The sequence below is a fragment of the Streptomyces malaysiense genome, assembly GCF_000980885.2.
In the GTDB taxonomy this organism is placed as follows: domain Bacteria; phylum Actinomycetota; class Actinomycetes; order Streptomycetales; family Streptomycetaceae; genus Streptomyces; species Streptomyces malaysiense.
This window is the reverse complement of record NZ_LBDA02000041.1, coordinates 37,080-55,488: the sequence shown is the minus strand read 5'-3', so window position 1 is coordinate 55,488 and position 18,409 is coordinate 37,080. Positions and strand designations below refer to the sequence as shown.

At 73.0% G+C, this 18,409-nt stretch carries 15 protein-coding genes and 1 pseudogene; 5 read left to right on the top strand and 11 right to left on the bottom strand.

Annotation, left to right across the window (positions count from 1 at the left end; genetic code table 11):
* The first annotated feature begins 447 nt into the window (after positions 1–447).
* Entirely contained in the window at positions 448–2,682 is a 2,235-nt protein-coding gene (locus VT52_RS18820) for an arylsulfatase (protein ID WP_240509809.1), read from the top strand.
* Between the two features lie 84 nt (positions 2,683–2,766).
* Here VT52_RS18820 and VT52_RS18815 read toward each other — a convergent pair whose 3' ends face one another.
* Positions 2,767–3,246: a GNAT family N-acetyltransferase gene (locus VT52_RS18815; RefSeq protein WP_240509808.1), complete on the bottom strand. Its 480-nt coding sequence runs from the start codon at positions 3,244–3,246 to the stop codon at positions 2,767–2,769.
* A 188-nt stretch (positions 3,247–3,434) separates the two neighbouring features.
* Here VT52_RS18815 and VT52_RS38020 point away from each other — a divergent pair.
* Positions 3,435–3,529: pseudogene (locus VT52_RS38020) on the top strand.
* 97 nt (positions 3,530–3,626) lie between these two features.
* On the opposite strand, the gene VT52_RS18810 reads toward VT52_RS38020, so the two are convergent.
* From VT52_RS18810 to VT52_RS18800, 3 genes are all read right to left on the bottom strand, one after another.
* On the bottom strand, positions 3,627–4,232 hold the full coding sequence (locus tag VT52_RS18810; protein ID WP_046428751.1) for a DinB family protein: 606 nt from the start codon (positions 4,230–4,232) through the stop codon (positions 3,627–3,629).
* Between the two features lie 109 nt (positions 4,233–4,341).
* Positions 4,342–5,103 (bottom strand): alpha/beta hydrolase, encoded by a 762-nt coding sequence (locus VT52_RS18805; protein WP_046428754.1) that lies wholly within the window; start codon positions 5,101–5,103, stop codon positions 4,342–4,344.
* A 184-nt stretch (positions 5,104–5,287) separates the two neighbouring features.
* Positions 5,288–5,680, bottom strand: coding sequence for a peptidoglycan-binding domain-containing protein (locus tag VT52_RS18800; protein WP_053055749.1), 393 nt, complete (start codon positions 5,678–5,680; stop codon positions 5,288–5,290).
* A gap of 182 nt (positions 5,681–5,862) precedes the next feature.
* Between VT52_RS18800 and VT52_RS18795 the strand changes: the two genes are divergently transcribed.
* Positions 5,863–6,894: an ArsR/SmtB family transcription factor gene (locus VT52_RS18795; protein ID WP_053055750.1), complete on the top strand. Its 1,032-nt coding sequence runs from the start codon at positions 5,863–5,865 to the stop codon at positions 6,892–6,894.
* Here VT52_RS18795 and VT52_RS18790 read toward each other — a convergent pair.
* The 4 genes from VT52_RS18790 to VT52_RS18775 all read right to left on the bottom strand — a co-directional run bounded on the left by VT52_RS18790 (position 6,885) and on the right by VT52_RS18775 (position 11,474).
* Positions 6,885–7,394: a hypothetical protein gene (locus VT52_RS18790; RefSeq protein ID WP_046428756.1), complete on the bottom strand. Its 510-nt coding sequence runs from the start codon at positions 7,392–7,394 to the stop codon at positions 6,885–6,887. The two genes, VT52_RS18795 and VT52_RS18790, sit on opposite strands and share 10 nt — an antisense overlap.
* Positions 7,395–7,597: 203 nt before the next feature.
* On the bottom strand, positions 7,598–8,473 hold the full coding sequence (locus VT52_RS18785; protein WP_046428759.1) for a geranyl diphosphate 2-C-methyltransferase: 876 nt from the start codon (positions 8,471–8,473) through the stop codon (positions 7,598–7,600).
* Between the two features lie 15 nt (positions 8,474–8,488).
* A complete protein-coding gene (locus tag VT52_RS18780) occupies positions 8,489–9,724 on the bottom strand; it encodes a family 2 encapsulin nanocompartment cargo protein terpene cyclase (RefSeq protein ID WP_046428761.1) in 1,236 nt (411 codons plus the stop codon).
* Between the two features lie 334 nt (positions 9,725–10,058).
* Complete coding sequence (locus VT52_RS18775) at positions 10,059–11,474, bottom strand: family 2B encapsulin nanocompartment shell protein (RefSeq protein WP_046427510.1); 1,416 nt, start codon at positions 11,472–11,474, stop codon at positions 10,059–10,061.
* Positions 11,475–12,039: 565 nt separating this feature from the next.
* On the opposite strand from VT52_RS18775, the gene VT52_RS18770 reads away from it, so the two are divergent.
* Together VT52_RS18770 and VT52_RS18765 are read left to right on the top strand one after the other, a co-directional pair.
* Positions 12,040–12,495, top strand: coding sequence for a hypothetical protein (locus VT52_RS18770; RefSeq protein WP_053055711.1), 456 nt, complete (start codon positions 12,040–12,042; stop codon positions 12,493–12,495).
* Positions 12,496–12,743: 248 nt separating this feature from the next.
* Complete coding sequence (locus VT52_RS18765; protein ID WP_079175120.1) at positions 12,744–13,679, top strand: L,D-transpeptidase; 936 nt, start codon at positions 12,744–12,746, stop codon at positions 13,677–13,679.
* A 423-nt stretch (positions 13,680–14,102) separates the two neighbouring features.
* Here the strand turns inward: VT52_RS18765 and VT52_RS18760 are convergent, their stop codons facing one another.
* The 3 genes from VT52_RS18760 to VT52_RS18750 are packed head-to-tail and all read right to left on the bottom strand — an operon-like array spanning position 14,103 to position 18,336.
* On the bottom strand, positions 14,103–15,785 hold the full coding sequence (locus VT52_RS18760) for a class I adenylate-forming enzyme family protein (RefSeq protein WP_046427506.1): 1,683 nt from the start codon (positions 15,783–15,785) through the stop codon (positions 14,103–14,105).
* On the bottom strand, positions 15,782–17,530 hold the full coding sequence (locus VT52_RS18755; RefSeq protein WP_046427503.1) for a CoA transferase: 1,749 nt from the start codon (positions 17,528–17,530) through the stop codon (positions 15,782–15,784). Before VT52_RS18755 ends, VT52_RS18760 begins: the two co-directional genes overlap by 4 nt.
* Positions 17,527–18,336 (bottom strand): class I SAM-dependent methyltransferase, encoded by an 810-nt coding sequence (locus VT52_RS18750; RefSeq protein ID WP_046427502.1) that lies wholly within the window; start codon positions 18,334–18,336, stop codon positions 17,527–17,529. Before VT52_RS18750 ends, VT52_RS18755 begins: the two co-directional genes overlap by 4 nt.
* Positions 18,337–18,409: the final 73 nt, after the last annotated feature.

Sequence of the window (18,409 nt, the reverse complement as noted above, 5' to 3'; positions counted from 1 at the left end):
GTCCGGAAAGACAACAGCTTCTAAAATGGCGATGGCTAAAACAAAGGTGCCAGTGATGACGCACCAGCCGGTCCGAGGCGTCCGTTCCCGAACGGCAGGTGCCGGCTCGCCCTGCGCGACGTCCCGCACTGGAACTCGGCCCCGCCCGTGCGCGCGGCGCGGCTCTGCGCGCCCCATGGGGGTGGTCGCCGGAACCAAACCTGAATCGGGCCGCTGCCACCTCTCGTGTCGAGCGAATGCTCGTGGGTCACTTCCCGCCGGACGAGGGGGGCGAGCGTGCCGGGCGCCGGCGTCAGCCCGCTGGTCCGGCTCGGACGGAGGACCAGGTAGATGACGACGAAAGAGTACAGGCCGGGAACTGCCTTCCCGGGTGTGATCGGGCGTACCGCCGACGAGTCGACCCCGGCCTGGCCGGAGCCGGTTCGGGCCGCTACGGGGACGCCGAACGTGTTGTTCGTCGCGCTCGACGACACCGGTTTTGGACAACTCGGCTGCTACGGCGGCCCGATGGCGACACCCAACATGGACTCACTGGCCGCGAACGGGCTGCTGTACAACAACATGCACACGACGGCTCTGTGCTCCCCGTCGCGCTCCTGCATCGTCACCGGACGCAACCACCACGCCAACGCCATGGCCCTGGTCACCGAATTCTCCACCGGATACCCGGGGTACAACGGCCGTATCCCGTTCGAGAACGGCTTCATCTCCGAGATCCTCGTGGCACAGGGCTTCAACACGTACATGATCGGCAAGTGGCACCTGGTGCCCTCGGAGTACGAGTCCGCCGCCGGACCCTACGACCGCTGGCCGCTGGGCCGGGGCTTCGACCGGTTCTACGGCTTCCTCGGCGGCGACACCAGCCAGTGGCACCCGGACCTGGTCTACGACAACCACCAGATCGAGCCGCCCGCGACGCCGGAAGAGGGCTACCATCTGACCCCCGATCTCGTGGACAAGGCCATCTCGTTCATCGCCGACGCCAAGCAGGTGGCCCCGGACAAGCCGTTCTTCCTGTACTTCTGCCCCGGTGCCACGCACGCCCCGCATCACGTGCCCAGGGAGTGGGCCGACCACTACCGCGGCCAGTTCGACGAGGGCTGGGACGCCTACCGCGAGGCGGCCTTCGCCCGGCAGAAGGAACGGGGAGTCGCACCACCCCACGCGCGGCTCTCCCGGCACGACCCCGACGTACCCGAGTGGGACTCGCTGTCGCCCGACGCCCGTCGTCTCGCGGCGCGCATGATGGAGGTGTACGCGGGTTTCCTGAGCCACACCGACCACCACATCGGGCGGCTGCTGGACTTCCTCAAGGAGTCCGGCGAGTTCGACAACACCCTGATCATGCTGGTGTCGGACAACGGCGCCAGTCCCGAGGGCGGGGTCACCGGCACGACGAACGAGTCGCAGTTCTTCAACAACGCCCCCGAGCCCATCGAGGACAGCCTCCGCTCCATCGACGAGATCGGTGGACCGACGACGTTCAACCACTACCCGTGGGGCTGGACCTGGGCGGGCAACACTCCCTTCCGCCGGTGGAAGCGGGAGACCTACCGGGGCGGCGCCAGTGATCCCTTCCTCGTCCACTGGCCCAGCGGGATCAAGGCCCGCGGTGAGATCCGCACCCAGTACGCCCACATCATCGACATGGTGCCCACTGTGCTCGATGTGATCGGCGTCGAACCCCCGGCCACGATCAAAGGCGTGGCGCAGTCGCCCATGCACGGCCTGAGTTTCGCCCACACCTTCGACGACGCCTCCGCACCGACGCGCCACCGCACCCAGTACTTCGAGATGATGGGGCACCGCGCCATCGACCACGACGGCTGGCGCGCGGTGTGCCCCTGGCCCGGCCCGTCCTTCAAGGAGGCGGGCAAGCCCTTCGGCTCCCCCATCACCTCTCGGACGCTGAGCGATCTGGACGCCGAGGGCTGGGAGTTGTACCACATCGACGAGGACTTCGCGGAGACCGAGGACCTCGCGGACGGGGAACGGGCGAAGCTGACCGAGATGGTGTCGCTCTGGTACACGGAGGCGGGGAAGTACGGCGTCCTCCCCATCGACGGCAGCGGTGTGCAGCGGCTGATGCAGGAGCGACCGCAGATCTTCGCCGCGCGCAGCAGCTACACCTTCCGCCCCGGCACCGAGACCATGCCGGCCGCGGTCGCGCCCCGCGTACTCAACCGGCCCTTCACCATCACGGCCGACGCCGAGATCCCGGCCGGCGGCGCGGAAGGTGTCTTCCTGTGCCAGGGCACGAACGTCGGCGGCTTCACCTTCTACATGAAGGACCACAAGCTGCACTACGCGCACAACTACCTGCGGCGTGCTCTGTACACCGTCTCCTCCGCCGAGAAGGTACCCACAGGCCGGCACGAACTGCGTGTGGAGTTCGAGCCCGCCGGAGAGCCCGATGTCGCCGAGGGCAAGGGCGTGCCGGGCCGCGCGCAGCTGTACATCGACCGGCGCCTCGTGGGTGAGGCCGGCATCCCGGTCACCACGGCGGTCATGTTCAACCCCGGCGGCATGACCTGTGGCGCGAATCCGGGATCCGCGGTGACTCCGGACTACGCGCCGCCCTTCCGGTTCACCGGCCTGCTGCACACCGTGATCGTCGACCTCTCCGGCAATCTGATCACCGATGCGGACAGTGAGCTGCGGATGCATCTCTCGCGCCAGTAGCGGCGCCTGGGCGTCCGGGCCTGGCCCCGGCGACCGCTCCCGGCCGTGCCGGCGGCCCTCAGAAAAGTCAGGGCCGCGGAGAGGTCAGTCGGCCATCGCGTCCAGCGGCGTCACGTCCCTGCCGAGCCGGACCTCCGGCACCAGAACGCCGCTGACCGGCCAGTCCGAGGAGCCGCCGTCCGGCAGGAAGCCGGCTCGCTCGTAGAAGCGCCGGGCCCTGGTGTTGGCGGCGAGCACCCAGAGGACGAGCCGGCGGAAGGAGCGTTCCCGGGCGGCGGCCGGCGCCTGCCGCATCAGGGCCTTGCCGATGCCGGTGCCCAGGCGGTCGGGGGAGGCGTAGAGGGCGAGGAGCTCGCCGTCCTGAGGTTCGCGGTCGTCCTCACGGGAGGGGCCCAGGGCGGCCCAGCCGACGACGGTGCCGCCCACTTCGGCGACGAGGTTCAGCACCGTGTCCGGGGCGCGCTCGAACATCTCACGCCGTTGGCGGGCGTCCTCGGCGACCGTGAGCGCGTCCAGGTGGTCCTGCGGCACCATCCCCGTGCAGGCGGCCTGCCAGCCCTTCACCCGCACCGTCGTGCTGAAGTTCCACGGGGATCATCGACGGCGGCGACAGCGCCCGCGCGTGCCGGCCGAACACGCGACGCGCACCACCTGACACCACCACGTCAGGGACGTGTCAGCCGCACATCAGGCGTCCCTGTCAGTCTTGTTCATGTGAACGGCACTCGGGACCGACGGGGAGCCGGGAGCGAGGAGAGGTGCCCGGAGTGGTTGATCGGGGACCGGCGAGCACGCCTCGAGGTCGGACCCCCAGGGGTCCACGCAGGTTCGAATCCTGCCCTCTCCGCCGTTCGGGTCGGCCCTTCTTCGTCCACCGGCCGCGTGAGACCGCCCGACCTTGACGCGAAGTCGGCGGGGAAGGGCGTGTGGGCCGATCGGCCCCCTCAGGTCCGCGGTGTCGTGTCCCGCTCGGCGTCCCGGGCCGCGCGCTCCAGGCGGCCGCGGTAGTCCTCCCACCACGCCGGGTCGTCCGAGGCCATGTTGTCGTTGCCGCGGCGCAGTCCGGCGGCGCCGTCGACGAGTTCACGGACGATGTCGGCGTGTCCGGCGTGCCGTTCCGTCTCGGCGATCACATGGACGACGGCGCGGTGCAACGTCAGCTCGTTCCTGCCGTCCGGCCACCACGGCACCCTGCCGGTCGCGTCGAGCGCCAGCGCCTCGATCGTGGCGTCCGCGTGCGCCCACGCCCGGTGGTAGAGCTCCACGACGAACGCCCGCGACTCGTCGGCGGTGGCCCACATGTCCGCGTTCGGCTCGGCTCCCTCGGCCAGCCAGGGCAGCGGCTCACCGGACGGACGTCCGAAAACATCGCCCAGATAGCCGAGTTCCATACTGGCGACATGCTTCACCAGGCCGAGGAGGTTGGTGCCGGTGGGGGTGAGCGGGCGGCGGGCGTCGTACTCCGAGAGCCCTTCGAGCTTCCACAGCAGCGCGTCCCGGGCGGACTGGAGGTAGAGACGGAGGTCGGCCTTGGCGTCTGGTCTCGTCATGGGGCCACTGTGCCGGTCCGCCCGTCGGCAGCGGTGCCATTCGGCCATCCGCCGCCCGCCGGCCTTCGCTGGACACCGACTCCGCGGAGCGCGGGGGGAGATCAGGTGCTCAGCGACCGGGGCTCGCGCCCGGGACGGTGATTCCCGCTGCGCGGGCCAGTACGTCGGCGGTCCGCGATCCCGCCTCGACGGCGTGGTCGGCGGTGCTCGGCAGGCAGCGCTGACGCCCGGGGACGAACTCGGTCATGATGACGCCGGCGTGATCGGTCGCGAGCTCGTCGAGGGATACCGGCCGGCCGTGCTCCTCCAGCGCCGTGCGCAACTCGCGTGAACGCTCGATGTCCACGACCGGGTCCGCGGTGCCGTGCACCAGCCACACCGGTACCGGCGGCAGCGCGCAGCCGTTCCGGCGGAGGTCCTCGATCGGGACGGTTCCGGTGGACGGGGCGGCCGTGGCGTACGCGCTCGCGATCCCCGCGACGGCTCGTGGCCTCCAGCCGTCGAACGCCTCCGGGTTCAGCGCGACACCCACCGCCGCCTTGCCGCCCCGGGACCAGCCGGCGAGCACGATCCGCTCGGGGTCCCCGCCGAACTCGGCCACGTTCCGCCGTACGAAGGAGGCCGACTCGATCAGGTGCGCGCGCCCCGCGTCCGGAGCGTCGGGACGCCAGTCCGGGACCAGTACGACGGCGCCCCGCTCGGCGACGGCGCGGGCGACCGGTGCGAGAACGTCCCGTTCGTCGGGGCCGCTGCCGTGCCAGAGCAGCACGGCGGGTACCGGCTCCGACGCCTGCGCGGGCTGGTACACGTCCAGGAGCTTGCCACCGGGCCCGTATCCGAGCCCCGCCCTGACGACGACCTCAGTGGCCACCGCGCCCTCCGATCGATCACATCGCGAACCACGCACGTTACCAACGGCCGGTGCGGCCGGGGCGAGGGCGGGTCCCACCCGCCGGCACGTACGTCGCCGGCTTCGCGATGTCCTGGGACCTGCCCCGCGATCCGTCGGGGCGGGGCCGGCACCCCCCGGTGCCGGCCCCGGCTCCGCTCCGGGGTCAGCCCGGCAGCAGGCTGCTGCAGGTGGAGGTCCAGTTGCCGAGTTCCACCTGGGAGGGATCGTTGGCGCGGTGGGCGGCGTAGTAGGCCTGGCTGACGGCGTTCTTGACGGCGGCGCCGGTGTTCGGGCCGACGACACCGTCCGCGCTCAGGCCGTGCTCGCTCTGGAAGTGCACGACGGCGTTGCGGGTGAGGGTGCCGAACTGACCGTCCTGGCCGAGGCCGGCGCCGTCCACGTCGTCGAGGGCGCGCTGGAGGCAGACGACGGCGGGGCCGGTGCTGCCCGTCGCGAGGTTGCCGGCGGCGCTGGCGGAACCCACGGTCAGGGCGAGGCCGGCGGCCGCGCCCAGGGTGAGGGCGGCGGTGCGGCGGGTCCAGGTGTGCGTACGCATGGTGGTTGTCTCTCCTTGGGATCGCGCGGTTGTCGGCGCCGCGGCGGAACTTCCCTCGTCCGCCGCTCGGCCGTTCTGGTTCAGCTGTCGATGACGATGCGTCGGCGAGGGCGTCCGGAGCCAGGGTTTCGTCCCTGGTCGAATCCCTTGTGGCGGGCCGGCCGCGGGCGCAGGATCGGACGGTGCTGAAGATCCGCTTCACCGGTCAGGACCTGGCGCGCACCCGGATCGCGCCGGCCGCGGACATGTCCTCGGAACTGGTGCTGAGCCTCCACATGCTGGCGACCCGCCGGTCCGACGGCGGGCTCGGGCAGTGGCGCGAGCAACTCGGCAGGCGTTGGCGGCCGCGCTCGGCGATGCTGTTCGACCTGTTCTCGGCGACGGACCTGCCGGAGTTCCTGACCGTACGGCAGGACGGCCGGGACACGGCCGAGGCCACGGCGGGCGGTCTGGACCGGACCGGCCGCGAGTATCTGAGCGGGCTGGGCCGCCTGCGCGGGCTGACTCCGTTCGCCCGGGATCTGGCAGCCGGGGACCGCAGGGCGCGGGTGCTGCTCGGCGACCTGACGGCGGAGTACCAGGCGGCGGCGATCACTCCCTACCGGGAGCGGATCGACCTGCTGGTGAGGGCTGAACTCCGCTGTCGGGCACGGCAGCTGGCCACCGGTGGCTTGGACGAGGTGCTGGCCACGCTGCACCCGGACGTCCGGTGGCGGCGGCGCGTGCTGTCCCTGCCGATGTCGCCCTGCCTCACCGAGGTCGACCTGGGCGGGCGCGGTCTGCTGCTCCAGCCGGCCGTCTTCGCGTCCGGGCGGCTGGTGATCGCCGGCTTCGAAGCCCCGAGGGAGCAGCCCGTGCTCATCTACCCGATACCCGGCGACCGGCGGCTGCTCATGGACGACAAGGTCAGCCCGCCGTCCGCGCTGACGAACCTGCTGGGCCGGACCCGGGCCGCCGCGCTCTGCACCCTGGCGGCGGACGGCCCCCTGAGCACCACCGGACTGGCGGCCGCTCTCGGTGTCTCTGCGGCCACCGCCAGCCAGCACGCCGGCATCCTGGCCGGGGCCGGGCTCACCACCAAGGAGCGGCAGGGCGGGACGGTGGTGCACCGCATCACGCTGTTGACGGGTCGCGGGAGTCGGGACCCGCGGTTCACCGTGTGTGGGGGGGACGAGCCCTCCCCCACGGCTGCCGCTGCCGCTGCTCAGCGGTAGTCCTCGGGATGGCCCTGCATCCAGGCGTTGATCTTGTCCCGTGTTCCGGTGAGCTGGTCCTGGTGCTTCTTGAGGTTGTCGAAGGAGGTGTCGTCGCCCACTTCGTGAAGCAGTTTCGCGAGCCAGGCGAGGGGTTCCTTGAAGTGCCCCGGTCCCTGGGGGTCCGCTCTCATCGCCTTGTCGAGGCGGGCTAGTTCGTCGTGGAGCCGTCCCAGGAAGTACTCGCAGTTCCCGGGGGTCGTGCAGCCGTCGTTGTACGTGGCCTGAAGTCCGGCGAAGGCGTCGCGGACCTTCTCCGGAGCCTGTGCCGGGGCCGTCGTGGTCGCGGCGGACGGCTCCCCGGCCGTGGTGGCCGGGGCCGTCGTGCGGATGCCCCGGGAGGGCGAGGACGTATCGCTCGATGCCGTGTCCGAGCCGCCGGAGCAGGAAATCAAGAGTGCCGTCAAGGACACGACGAGTGTGGAGGCTGCCAGGGTGCGCCGCGCGCGTACGTTGATCATGCCGTCTAGGACAAGCGAGTGGTCCGACTGGTTGCCCCGCCGGGCCTCCCGACCGCCGCCCGGCCCTGGAGACGAAGGGCCGGGCGGCGGTCCGGGTAGAGCCGTGCCGCGCCGAGCACCGTGCGGTGGTGCGGTCGGGGGCGGGGCCTGCGGGGCGGCGCACGGGTCGCCGTCCGCGCTGCCGGCTGCGGGGCCGACCGGGGTCAGACGCGGTCGGCGGCGATCAGGACGTACTGGAAGGAGCCGTCGCGGTAGGACTCGATGAAGGCCTCCTCGATGCCGGTGACCAGGGACGAGGTGGCCCGCAGCTCCCAGTAGGGCAGGGTGTCGGGGGTCAGGTCGGTGATCGTCTGCGGAACGAGCCGGTTGTCGGCCATGGCGCGCAGGTACTCGCGACGGGAGTGGATGTTGCACTCGAAGTGGGCGTTGATCTGCGAGACCCACTTGGACGGCTGGCCGTAACGCGGGTTCCAGCATCCGGTGATCGTCACGTAGCGGCCGCCCACCCTGAGGAAGCGGGAGTGCTCGGCGAACAGGTCGTGCAGGTCGACGTACATCGTGGACTCGTTGTTCCACGAGGCGGCGACGCTGCCCTTCTCGAAGGGGGTGTCCAGCATGTTGCAGACGTGGGAGCGGACATGGTCCTGGATACGGAGGTCCCGCGCACGACCGTTGCCGAACTCGGCCTGCGTCTCGGAGAGGGTGACGCCCTGGACCCGGCAGCCGAAGCGGCGGTGGGCCATCACCATGGAGCCGCCGCGTCCGCAGCCGGCGTCGACGAGGGTGTCCTCGCCGGTGACGGCACCGAGGTGGTCGAGGAGCAGTTCCGCCTGGGCGGACTCCAGCCGGTGCAGTTCGGCGACGAGCTTCTTCTCGTACTCGCGGTGCTCCGGGTCGCCGAGCGCGGCGTGGTCGACGGCGCCGATCCCGTAGTGGTGGTGGTAGAGGCCGTCCACGTCGCCGAGACGCAGGTTCACCGGCCTCGCCTCGTTGTTCCAGTACCGGGCGATGTCCTCCTGGTAGGGGGTCGCCGGGGCCGGGATCGTCGCGGAGAGGGCGGGGGTGGTTTCCGTGGTCACAGGAGTATCCGTTCTTTACCAGAAGTCGGGCAGGCTGTAGCGGTAGGTGTTGGTGCGGTGCCAGTCGTGGTTGCCGTCGACCCAGGTGGCCACGCCCTTGAGGAAGCGCAGCACGCTGGGCACGGGGCAGTCCGCGGCGGCGTCGGCCGCGGCGGACTCGAAGGCGTGCATGAGCTGGTTGTGGACCTCGACGGCCTTCAGGTACGCGTCGCGCTCGGAGAGCTGCTCGCGCTTCGCGAGCACGACGGGCAGGTTCAGGTGCAGGCCGGGGCTGTCGAGTTCCTTGGTGTAGGAGTAGAGGTCGTTGACGATGGTGGCCGCGTTGCCGGCGAGGGCGATGGCCCGCTGCGTCTTCGGCAGGGCGTGCAGGTCGGCCGGCAGTTCGTAGCCGCCGACGGTGTCGGTGATGGTCGGGCAGGGGCGGAAGTTGTTGAACTGGCGCATCGCCAGGTACTCCCACACCTCCGGGACGTAATCGGTCTCGGCCCAGGCGGCCTCGGCCAGGTAGCCCATGTGCAGCCGGGCCATGTCGTGCCGGTAGCGGTCGGTCTGGGAGGGTGTCGCGGCCCGGACGAAGTAGTCCATCGCGCTGCGGTAGGCGCGCCGTGGGGCGTCCGAGACGAGCGACTCCTCCCACGCCGGCGTGTACTCCGGTGTGGTGTGGAGGGGGTCGAGCGTGGTGTGCGCGAGGAGGATGCGTCCGCCGAGACCGACGGGCGAGCCGCCGTGGTCCTCGCAGTAGCAGTCGTCGACGGCGTTCTCCGCGACCATCAGCCGGGCGGCGAGCATCAGGTGGTCGACGCCGGGAGCGTCGGGGTGGCAGGCGACCATGTAGCGCCCGACGGAGAAGCCGTCGAACTGGCCCTCCCACTCCTCGGGGTAGAGCTGGACCTCCTCCTCGGCCCAGCGCTTGATCCGCCGGCTCACCTCCTCGACGCGGCCGGGATCGGGCTCCGGAACGGGGTGGTGGTAGAGACCGGGTACGACGTGGCCTTCGGCGGGCGCGAGGGGCGCCGGGTCCGCTTCCGGCACCCGGTCCGGGAACGGCGGCGTCAGCGCGCGGGCCAGGGAGAGCGAGGACGTGCCCAGGCCGGTCGGTCCGCCGAGGATCCGCCGGAGGTCCGGGCCGGCGGCGGGCGCGGCCGGTTCGGCGGCGGGAGCGGGGGCCGGGGCGGAGGCGGCCTCCGGGACGGGTGGTGTGAGCGGCTGCGGTGCGGGGACGGTTGGTCCGAGGGGCCCGGGAGCGGGCATCTGCGACTCCTTGCTGCGGCGGAGGAGGAAGAACTGGTGCTGTGTAAAGCGGGGTTGTCGGCCTCTTGCGTGAAACGGTTCTTCCAGGTCCTTCTTCGGATCAGGCCGGATCCGGCCGACGGCGCCGTGTCGCTGCCCCGCGACCCCGGCGAACTCCGGAGGGGAGGTGCTAGTGCCGCGGCAGGCAACGTTCGCCCGTCCAGGAGCGGCGTCCGGTGCGTGCTCTCGGCGTGCCGGACGGAAGCCCTCGTACTGGGCGTGCTCGGGCTTTCGGCCGGTGCGGCGAGAGTGCGTGCAGGGCGTCGCGACGGGGCGGACGTCGCCTGTTGCGGCACTAGTCCCGCCTGCGGGCGATGTGCACGTTCTCCAGTACGCCGAGCGCGTCGGGGACGAGAACCGCGGCGGAGTAGTACGTGCTGACGAGGTAGGAGGTGACCGCCTGTTCGTTGATGCCCATGAAGCGCACCGAGAGCCCCGGCTCGTGCTCCTCCGCCAGGCCCGTCCGCCACAGGCCGACGACCCCCTGGTTCTCCTCGCCCGTGCGCATCGCGATGACGGAGCTGGTCTGTTCCTCGCTGATCGGGATCTTGTCGCAGGGCAGGATAGGGACCCCGCGCCAGGCCGGGACGGTCCGGCCGCCGACGTCGACGTGGTCCGGGTAGAGACCGTGGGCGGTGAAGCCGCGGCCGATCGCGGCGATCGTCCTCGGGTGGGCGAGGAAGAACTTGGTGCCGCGGCGGCGGGTGAGCAGCTCGTCCATGTCGTCCGGGGTGGGCGGCCCGGAGTGGGGCTGGATGCGCTGCTTGAAGTCGGCGTTGTGCAGCAGCCCGAACTCACGGTTGTTGATGAGCTCGTGCTCCTGGCGCTCGCGCAACGCCTCCACGGTGAGCCGGAGTTGCTCCCCGGTCTGGTTCATCGGCCCGTTGTAGAGGTCGGCGACCCGGGTGTGGACCCGCAGGACGGTCTGCGCGACGGAGAGCTCGTACTCGCGCGGGTTCAGCTCGTAGTCGACGAAGGTGTGCGGCAGTTCGGCCTCGCCGACGTGGCCGGCCGACATCGCGATCTCGGCCTCGCCGTACTTGTTCTGCCTCTTACGGGTGGCGGAGCTGAACCGTTCGATGTGGGCGCGCAGGCTCGGGGCGGAGTCGTGTACGGCGGCGAAGTCGGCGCGGGAGAGCGTGAGGAGGGTGCCGGAGGTCTCGGCGGTGACGGTGCAGGCGTGGCGGGAGTCGCCGTCCAGGAGGGCTTCCTCACCGAAGTGCTCGCCGTCCGCGAGTACCGCGAGGGCGACCTCCGCGCCGTACTGGCCTTGGCCGGTCCGGCTGACGCGGCCGTGGGCGATCATGTGGATGCGGTCGGCGGGTGCGCCGAGCTCGACGAGCACCTCGCCGGCGGCGAAGTCGCGCTGGGCGCAGCGGTCGGCGAGGGCGGTCAGGGCGTCGAGGTCCTCGAAGCCGCGCAGCAGGGCCAGTTCACCGAGTTCCCGGGGGATCACGCGGACCGTGGCGCCCTCCTGGACGAACTCGATGCGTCCGTCGCCGAGGGTGTGACGCAGTCGTCGGTTGACCCGGTAGGCACCGCCCTCGGTCTCGACCCAGGGGAGCATCCGCAGCAGCCAGCGGGAGGTGATCTCCTGCATCTGCGGGGCGGACTTGGTGGTGGTGGCGAGATTGCGGGCGGCGGCGGTGCTCAGGGACTGCTGCGGTGTCGCCGGTACGGTCCGGGGCTCCGGGCTGCTGTCGACGGTCATCGGGTCGGGCCTCTCCTTGCGTGACAGGGCGGTCGGCGCGCACGGGGCGCCGACCGCGAAAGGGAGGAAGGATGCGGGGAGGATCTCGGGATCCGCCCACGCAGAGGACCGTAATGGCCGGTCAGGCCGTGTCCCCGGAATGCCGACGCGCTTACTTCGAAGCGGTGATAAAAAATTGAACGCGGTTTATCGGGCCGATGGTTGGCATTGCGCCACGTTCGCGGGGGCCGGGGCGGGACGGGGTGTGCCGCACAAGACGATCACCGCGTCGCACCCGTACATGATCAGGCCAAGGCGCACGAGCAGCTCGTGTTCGATTTCGTGCGGGGCCGGACCGGGGCCCTCGGAGGAGGGCTCCGGTTCCCCGCGGCGTCTGCCGGGGCGGGGCGGCCGTCCCTCCGTCACCGACGCTGTGCGGGCCGCGGATCGCGGCCCGGGGTGTTCCGCCCCGGGAGCGTGGCCCGGCTTTCGGATCTTGGCGGTGGTCCGTCATACTCCCCGGTGCCCACACCTGCCGGGGGACGAGGAGTTCGTTCCTCCCGGGGTGGCGAAACGGAGGAGGAACGTGCAGCACCACATACGCCGGGCGGCGCTCGCCGCGGTGGCCCTGGTCGTCGTGGCCGCGCTCGGAGGCTGTTCCGACGAGCCGCGGAAGGTGTCGGGACTGCTGGACACCACCCGGCGGGTCCCGGCGGCGAGCAGGCTCGCGACCCGGCCGCACATGGTCAGGCAGTGCCATTCCGGGTCCAAGCGCGTGCGGCACACGTCCGGACACGGCAGCGGCAAACGCACCTGGTACACGACCAGGTCGACGACCGTGTGCACGAAGGTGCGGCGGGGCACGGAGACCTACCGCCGCGTGATCCGCCAGGAGCGCTGGTGCGTCATGCTGGACGACGTCGACGGCAAGCGCTCCCGGGACCGTGTCTGGTATCGGGTCGCCCGGAACACCTATGCGGATGTCCGGGTGCTCAGGGCGGGCAGCAAGGTGACGATCGAGACGGAACGGGACGGCTGCTGAGCGACGGGGGACGGCGCGCGCGGCCTGACGTCCCCGCGGGCGAGGGCGGCGCCTCCTGCCGTTCCCCCTGTCCGGCGGCGCACAGGAGTTTGGGACACTCTTTGCGCGGGACGCGCAACTGAGGACCGCCTTCTCCCTGTCTGGCAGGGAGTCGGGCTCGTCAGGGCCATAGGTACGAAAGAGCGGGGTAGGCAGTGGGACGGCGCAAGGGCAGCATAGGGATCGCACTGGTCACGGGTGCCGTGCTGATGGGTGCGAGTGCCTGCGGCGGCGGGGGCGGCGGCTCCGACACGGCCGGTGGTGACGCGAAAGCGCCGGCCGAGTCGACCGCGAGTGCCTCCGCTTCGCCGACGAAGCCCGCGGGTCCGCCGATGCTGCTGGACACGATCACCCCGCAGAGCGGAACCACGGTGGGCGTGGCCATGCCCATCTCGGTGGTGTTCACCAACCCCGTGGCGGCCAAGGCACGGGCCACGGTGGAGAAGCACATGAAGGTCAGCGCCTCCACGCCGGTGGCCGGCGCCTGGCACTGGTTCGGCGACAAGCGCGCCGACTGGCGGCCGAAGACCTTCTGGCCCTCCGGCACGAAGGTGAAGATCGACGCCGACCTGGAGGGCGTCAGCAACGGCGCCGGGCGCTACGGCGTGCACGACTACACGCACACCTTCACGATCGGCGACGACGTGCGCGCGGACGTCTCGGTCACCGGCCACACCATGAAGGTGACCCGCGACGGCAAGCTGGTGCGCACCCTGTCCATCAACGCGGGCAGCCCCCAGTACCCGACGTGGAACGGCACGATGGCGGTCATCGACAAGCAGAAGAAGGTCCACATGACCTCCTGCAGCGTCGGCATCAGCTGTACCAAGGGCAGCCCCAACTACTACGACCTCACGCTGCCCTGGGACGTGCACCTGACCCAGAGCGGTACGTACGTGCACTACTCGACCGGTGACCCCTCGCCGGGCAGCGGCAGCGCCCGCGGCTCGCACGGCTGTGTCCACCTGTCCCTGTCGGACGCCAAGTGGTTCTACGGCCAGGTCAAGCAGGGCGACCCCGTCACCATCACCGGCTCGACCCGGGCCAAGGCGGACCCCGACAACGGCTACGCGGACTTCAACCTGGACTGGGACCAGTGGGTCGCGGGCAGCGCCTCCGGGGAGGCGACGACCTCGGCGCTGTGATGCACCGCCGCCCGGCGGCTCCGCCGGGCCGTGCACGCCGTGGTGGCCGGGACCGCCATGCCACCGGTTCGGCATGGCGGTCGCCGGATTCCGGATCGCCGCCCGGGTCCTGACACCCGGAGGCACTCTCGCGGGGCCGCGTGACGTCATGGCCTGCCGGTTCGCCGAGGCCGGCGGGCGCGACAGGCGCGCTGCCGGCGGCTGCCTGCCGTGCCGGAGGAGGCACGGCAGGCCGTGCCGGACCGGGGATGCCCGCGGCCGGCTCGTCGGCGGGCCGGAGACCGCCCGTGGGGAGTTCACGCCGTCCGTGCTGACCGGTGTGCCGCGCGTGCGGGGGCTCCGCGGCGTCGGATCGGCGGCGGGCCCTGCGGGCTCCGGTGCCGCCGACGACTTCCGACGACGTCCCGAGTACCGCCCCTGCCCTCACTCCCCCGGCTGCCTGCCGCCGTGCGGCTGCCGGGCCGCCCACGCGGTCAGCGTCCGGTGGCAGATCTTGCCGGTGGCGCCGAGGGGCATCTCGTCCACCAGCAGCAGGAGTTCGGGGAGTTTCCGGCGTCCCAGGCCGCGGGCCAGCAGGTGCCCGGTGAGGTCGGCGTGCGTGGGTGCGGGGGTGCCGGGGGCCGTACGGACACAGGCGCACAGGCGTTCCCCGAGATCCGGGTCGGGCACCGGGACGCACACCGCCTCGGCGACGGACGGATGGCCGCCCAGTTCGTGCTCCACCTCGGCGAGGCTGATGTTGAGCCCGCCGCGTACGACGATGCGCTTGAGCCGGCCCAGGACGTGCAGTCTGCCGTGCTCGTCCAGGCGGCCCAGGTCACCCGTGCGCACCCAGCCGTCGGGGGTGCGGTAACGGGCGTTCAGCTCCGGCGAGTTCACGTAGCACAGGGGTGTCATCGGGCCCAATGCCTCGATCTGGCCGGGCCGGCCGGCGGGCAGCGGGGCGCCGTCGGGGCCGGTGATCCGGATGCGGGCGACCTCGGGATCGGGGGTGCCGGCGCTGTCGCCCGGGTGCCGGCTCTCCCCGGCCGTATGGCAGTTGACGCCGTCCGAGGAGCCGTAGACGGTCACCACCGGGCGGCCGAAGCGCCGGCGGCAGGCCGCCGCGGTCGCGGGCGGCAGGGCGGCACCGCTGGAGACGACGGCGCGCAACGACGAGGTGTCCTCGCCCGGCCGGGCCGGCAGGTCGGCGATGCGGCGCAGCATGGTGGGCACCGCGAACAGATGGGTGGGGCGGTGGTCGGCGATCAGCCGCAGCGTGCCCGCCGGGTCGAACCGCGACGACACGATCAGGGTGCCGCCGAGGACGGCGAGGGTGACCGGTGTGCCGAGGGAGCCGAACGAGGAGGCCAGCGGGACGAGGACGAGGTGGCGGGGCGGCACCGAGGGGTCCGGGTGCAGGGCGCGGACGTAGCGGGCCCGGCCGCCCGCGAGGGCGTGATGGCTGTAGGCGACCATCTTCGGCTCGGTCTCGGAGCCGGACGACACCAGGATACGGGCGGGCCCGTAGGGGTCGACCGGGCCCGGCTGCCAGGGCTCGGGGGTGCGGGGCCGCGGCGGGTGCAGGCCGTGCGCGCTCGCGTGGTCCGGTCCGGGGACGTACACGGAGACCAGGTGGGGAAGGTCCGTCACCGCCTGGGCGTGCCGGGCCGAGGCGAGGACGGCGGCGCGGGCCCGGGAGCGGGCGAGCAGGGCCCGGGTGTCACGGTCGTCGCCGCTCGGCGGCAGCGGAAGGGCGACCGCGCCGAGCGCGTACACGGCGAGTTCGGCGGCCACGGCGTCACGCCCGTCGGGCAGCCGCAGCGCCACCACGTCCCCGGCGGCGAGGCCCGTCCGGGCGAACAGGGCCGCTGCACGGCGGACTTCGGCGCCCAGCGCCGCGTAGGTCAGCGTCCCCGCGTCGTCCACCAGGGCGGCGCGGTCCGGGTGTTCCCGGACCCGGGCGGTGAACAGCGTGTACAGGCCGGCGTCCGGGCACAGGCCCTCGTGTACCCAGGCCCGGCGCCGGGCCCGGGGCACGAGGTCGGGGAAGGCCACACCGGCGCGTGAGGTCCACGCCAGGTGTCCGCCCCGGGCCGCGGGGAGGGTGGCGGGGGCGACGGTCATGCGAACTCCCAGGGCGCGTGCGGTCGGGCGTGGCCGACGGCCGTGTCCGGTGGTGCGACGGCCGCCTCGAAGGCGGGGTCGTCCGCCAGGGCGGCCAGGTCGGTGTGTACGGGGGTCGCGGTCAGGCCCGCTTCGGCCAGGCGGTGCGTCCACTCGCCGGTGGTGAGGCGGGACCGGTCGGCGCGGTCCAGCAGGCGGCGCGCCCTCCCGGGGTCCGCGCGGGCCTCGGGGCCGAGGTACAGGTGGCCGTCCGCGGTGCGCAGGGGACGGTCCAGTGGCGTCCAGCGGACCCGCCGCGCGGGACGCGGGATCAGCGCGGCGGCGGAGACCAGACTGGAGTCGACGCGGCCGCCCCGACCGGTCCGTTCCCGGTGCGCCAGCGCGGCCAGCACACCCTGGGCGCACACCAGCCCGCCGAGCACGTCGGTGAGGGTCATCAGGGAGGGGGCCGGGGGCTCGTCGGCGGGGCGTACGGCGGCGGCGAGTCCGCTGTGCACCTGGGCGAGGTAGTCGGTGCCCAGGGGCGGGCGGTCGCCGAGGGTGTCGCCGAAGCCGGAGGCCCAGGCGTACACCAGGGCGGGGCGGTCGGCCAGCAGATCAGGGGCGTCGAGCCCGAGCCGGCCGGCCCTGCCGGGGGCCCAGTTGTGCACGAAGGCGTCGGCACCGGCGGCCAGCGCGCGTACCGTCTCCCGGCCCCGCGCGGTCGTGAGATCGGCCTCGACGACCCGCTTGCCCGCGTTCAGGGCCGTGAACCGGGCCGAGGTGTCCGCGGCCAGCGGTGGCAGCCAGCGCATCGGGTCGCCGCCCGGGGGCTCGATCCGGATCACCTCGGCGCCCAGCATCCCCAGGACGTGTCCGGCGAGGGGGCCCTGCACCCGGCGTGTGGACTCGACCACCCGCAGGCCCGTGAGCGGCAGGGGCGGGACACCGCCGGTGCGCGGCGCGGGCACACCGGTGCGCGGGTGCGCCGGTGCGGGGGTCCGCCGCCGGGGAACCGGGGGGCCGGCCGGGGCGGGGGTGAGCCGCCAGGGTTCGGGGTGGACGGCCGGGGCGGGGTCGGCGCCGAGGGTGAGCAGGCTGACGCCGGTGTGGTACGCGGCGGCCCGCAGGTCCGGCAGGGTCCGGCGGCGGGCGGCCGCGCGCAGTTCGTCGGGCAACGGGCAGACGGCGGTGGCGAATCGCTGCTGGAAGGGCAGCCAGCCGCGGCCCGCGACGGCGGACGGTACGCCGAGCCGGGTCCAGAACTCCCGCCAGGCCGACGGGTCGAGGGTCTCCAGTTCCACCCGGGCGCCGTCGGCCGTCTCCAGGGTCGCGAGCCCGCGCGCGTTCGGTTCCGCCGCCGGCGCCGGCTCGGGCGGGCCGTCCCCCGCGCGGGCCGTGGCGGCGGCCAGGTACTGGCCGGCCGCCAGCAGTGCCGCCTGCGCGACCGAGGTCCGCACCTCGCGCAGGTCCAGTCCGCGGGCGCGGGCGATCCCGGCGGCGGTGACGCCCTGGGCGGCGAGGACCCCGGCCACCACCGAGGCGTAGTCGACGGCGAGCGGGGCCGGGCCGCCGGTGGCCCGGCCGTGGATGTGCATGAGCCCGCAGGCGGCCTGGACGGCACGCTCGTCCGGCAGGTCCAGGGCGACCGGGCCGGCCCAGTCGAGGGTGGGGCGCGCCTCGGGGGCACCCGGTGCACAGTGCCGCAGCAACCGGTCGGCGACGGCGGCGGCGACCACCGGCGGCACGGCGGTGCGCGGACTCACCTGTCCCCCTCGCCGGGCCTGCGGCCCCGCACCGAGTAGAAGACGCTGGAGGCGGCACGGAACGCGGGGTCCCGCATCAACCGCCGCACCCGGTCCAGCTCTTCGTCGGTCATACCCTGCTCGACCAGCCGGTCGCGGAGGTTGCGGGTGTGGTTCGACTGGAGCCCCAGGCCGGGGTCCTGGGCGTGGCGGACGCCGATGTGCGCGTGGACGTCGATGCCGGTCAGCCCCGCCGCGCGCAGCGCCGCGGGCACGCGGCGTCCCCAGTGCGGGTCGCCGCCCGCCGCGCGCATCGCGGCCGACTTGGCCCGCAGGAAGCGGACGTACAGTGCCTCGGCCGCCGCGTCCGGGGTCAGCAGCGGGGGCTCGTAGGAGGCGTCGATCTCGTCGATCTGGAGCAGTCCGCCGGGCCGCAGGGCTCGTACGAGGCGGGGCAGGACGGCGTCGCGGGCGGGCACGTGCTGGAGCACCAGGCGCGCCACGATCAGGTCGTAGGCCGCCTCGGGCAGCGGGTCGCGGGCCACGTCGAGCGCCGCGACCTCGAGCCCCGGGCCGGGGACGAGGTCGCGGGGGTCGCGGTCGGTGGCGAGCACCGAGCCGCCCGGTGCGACCCGCTCGGCCAGCCAGCGGGCGATGCTGCCGCCGCCCGCGCCGATCTCCAGGCAGTGCCAGCCCGGCCCGACGCCGGCGGCGGCCAGGCGGGGCAGGGTCACCGGGTCGTAGGCGGCCTCCAGGCAGCGGTGCTGGTCGCGGCTGTGCGCGGTGCCGTTGCCGAATACCGCGCTGGCGGGGGCCGGCGGTGCCATGCGGGTGGCTCCTTTCGTCGCGGGGGCGGCCGGTCGCAACGCGGCCTTCGGTGGACGGAGTCGATGGTTCGGG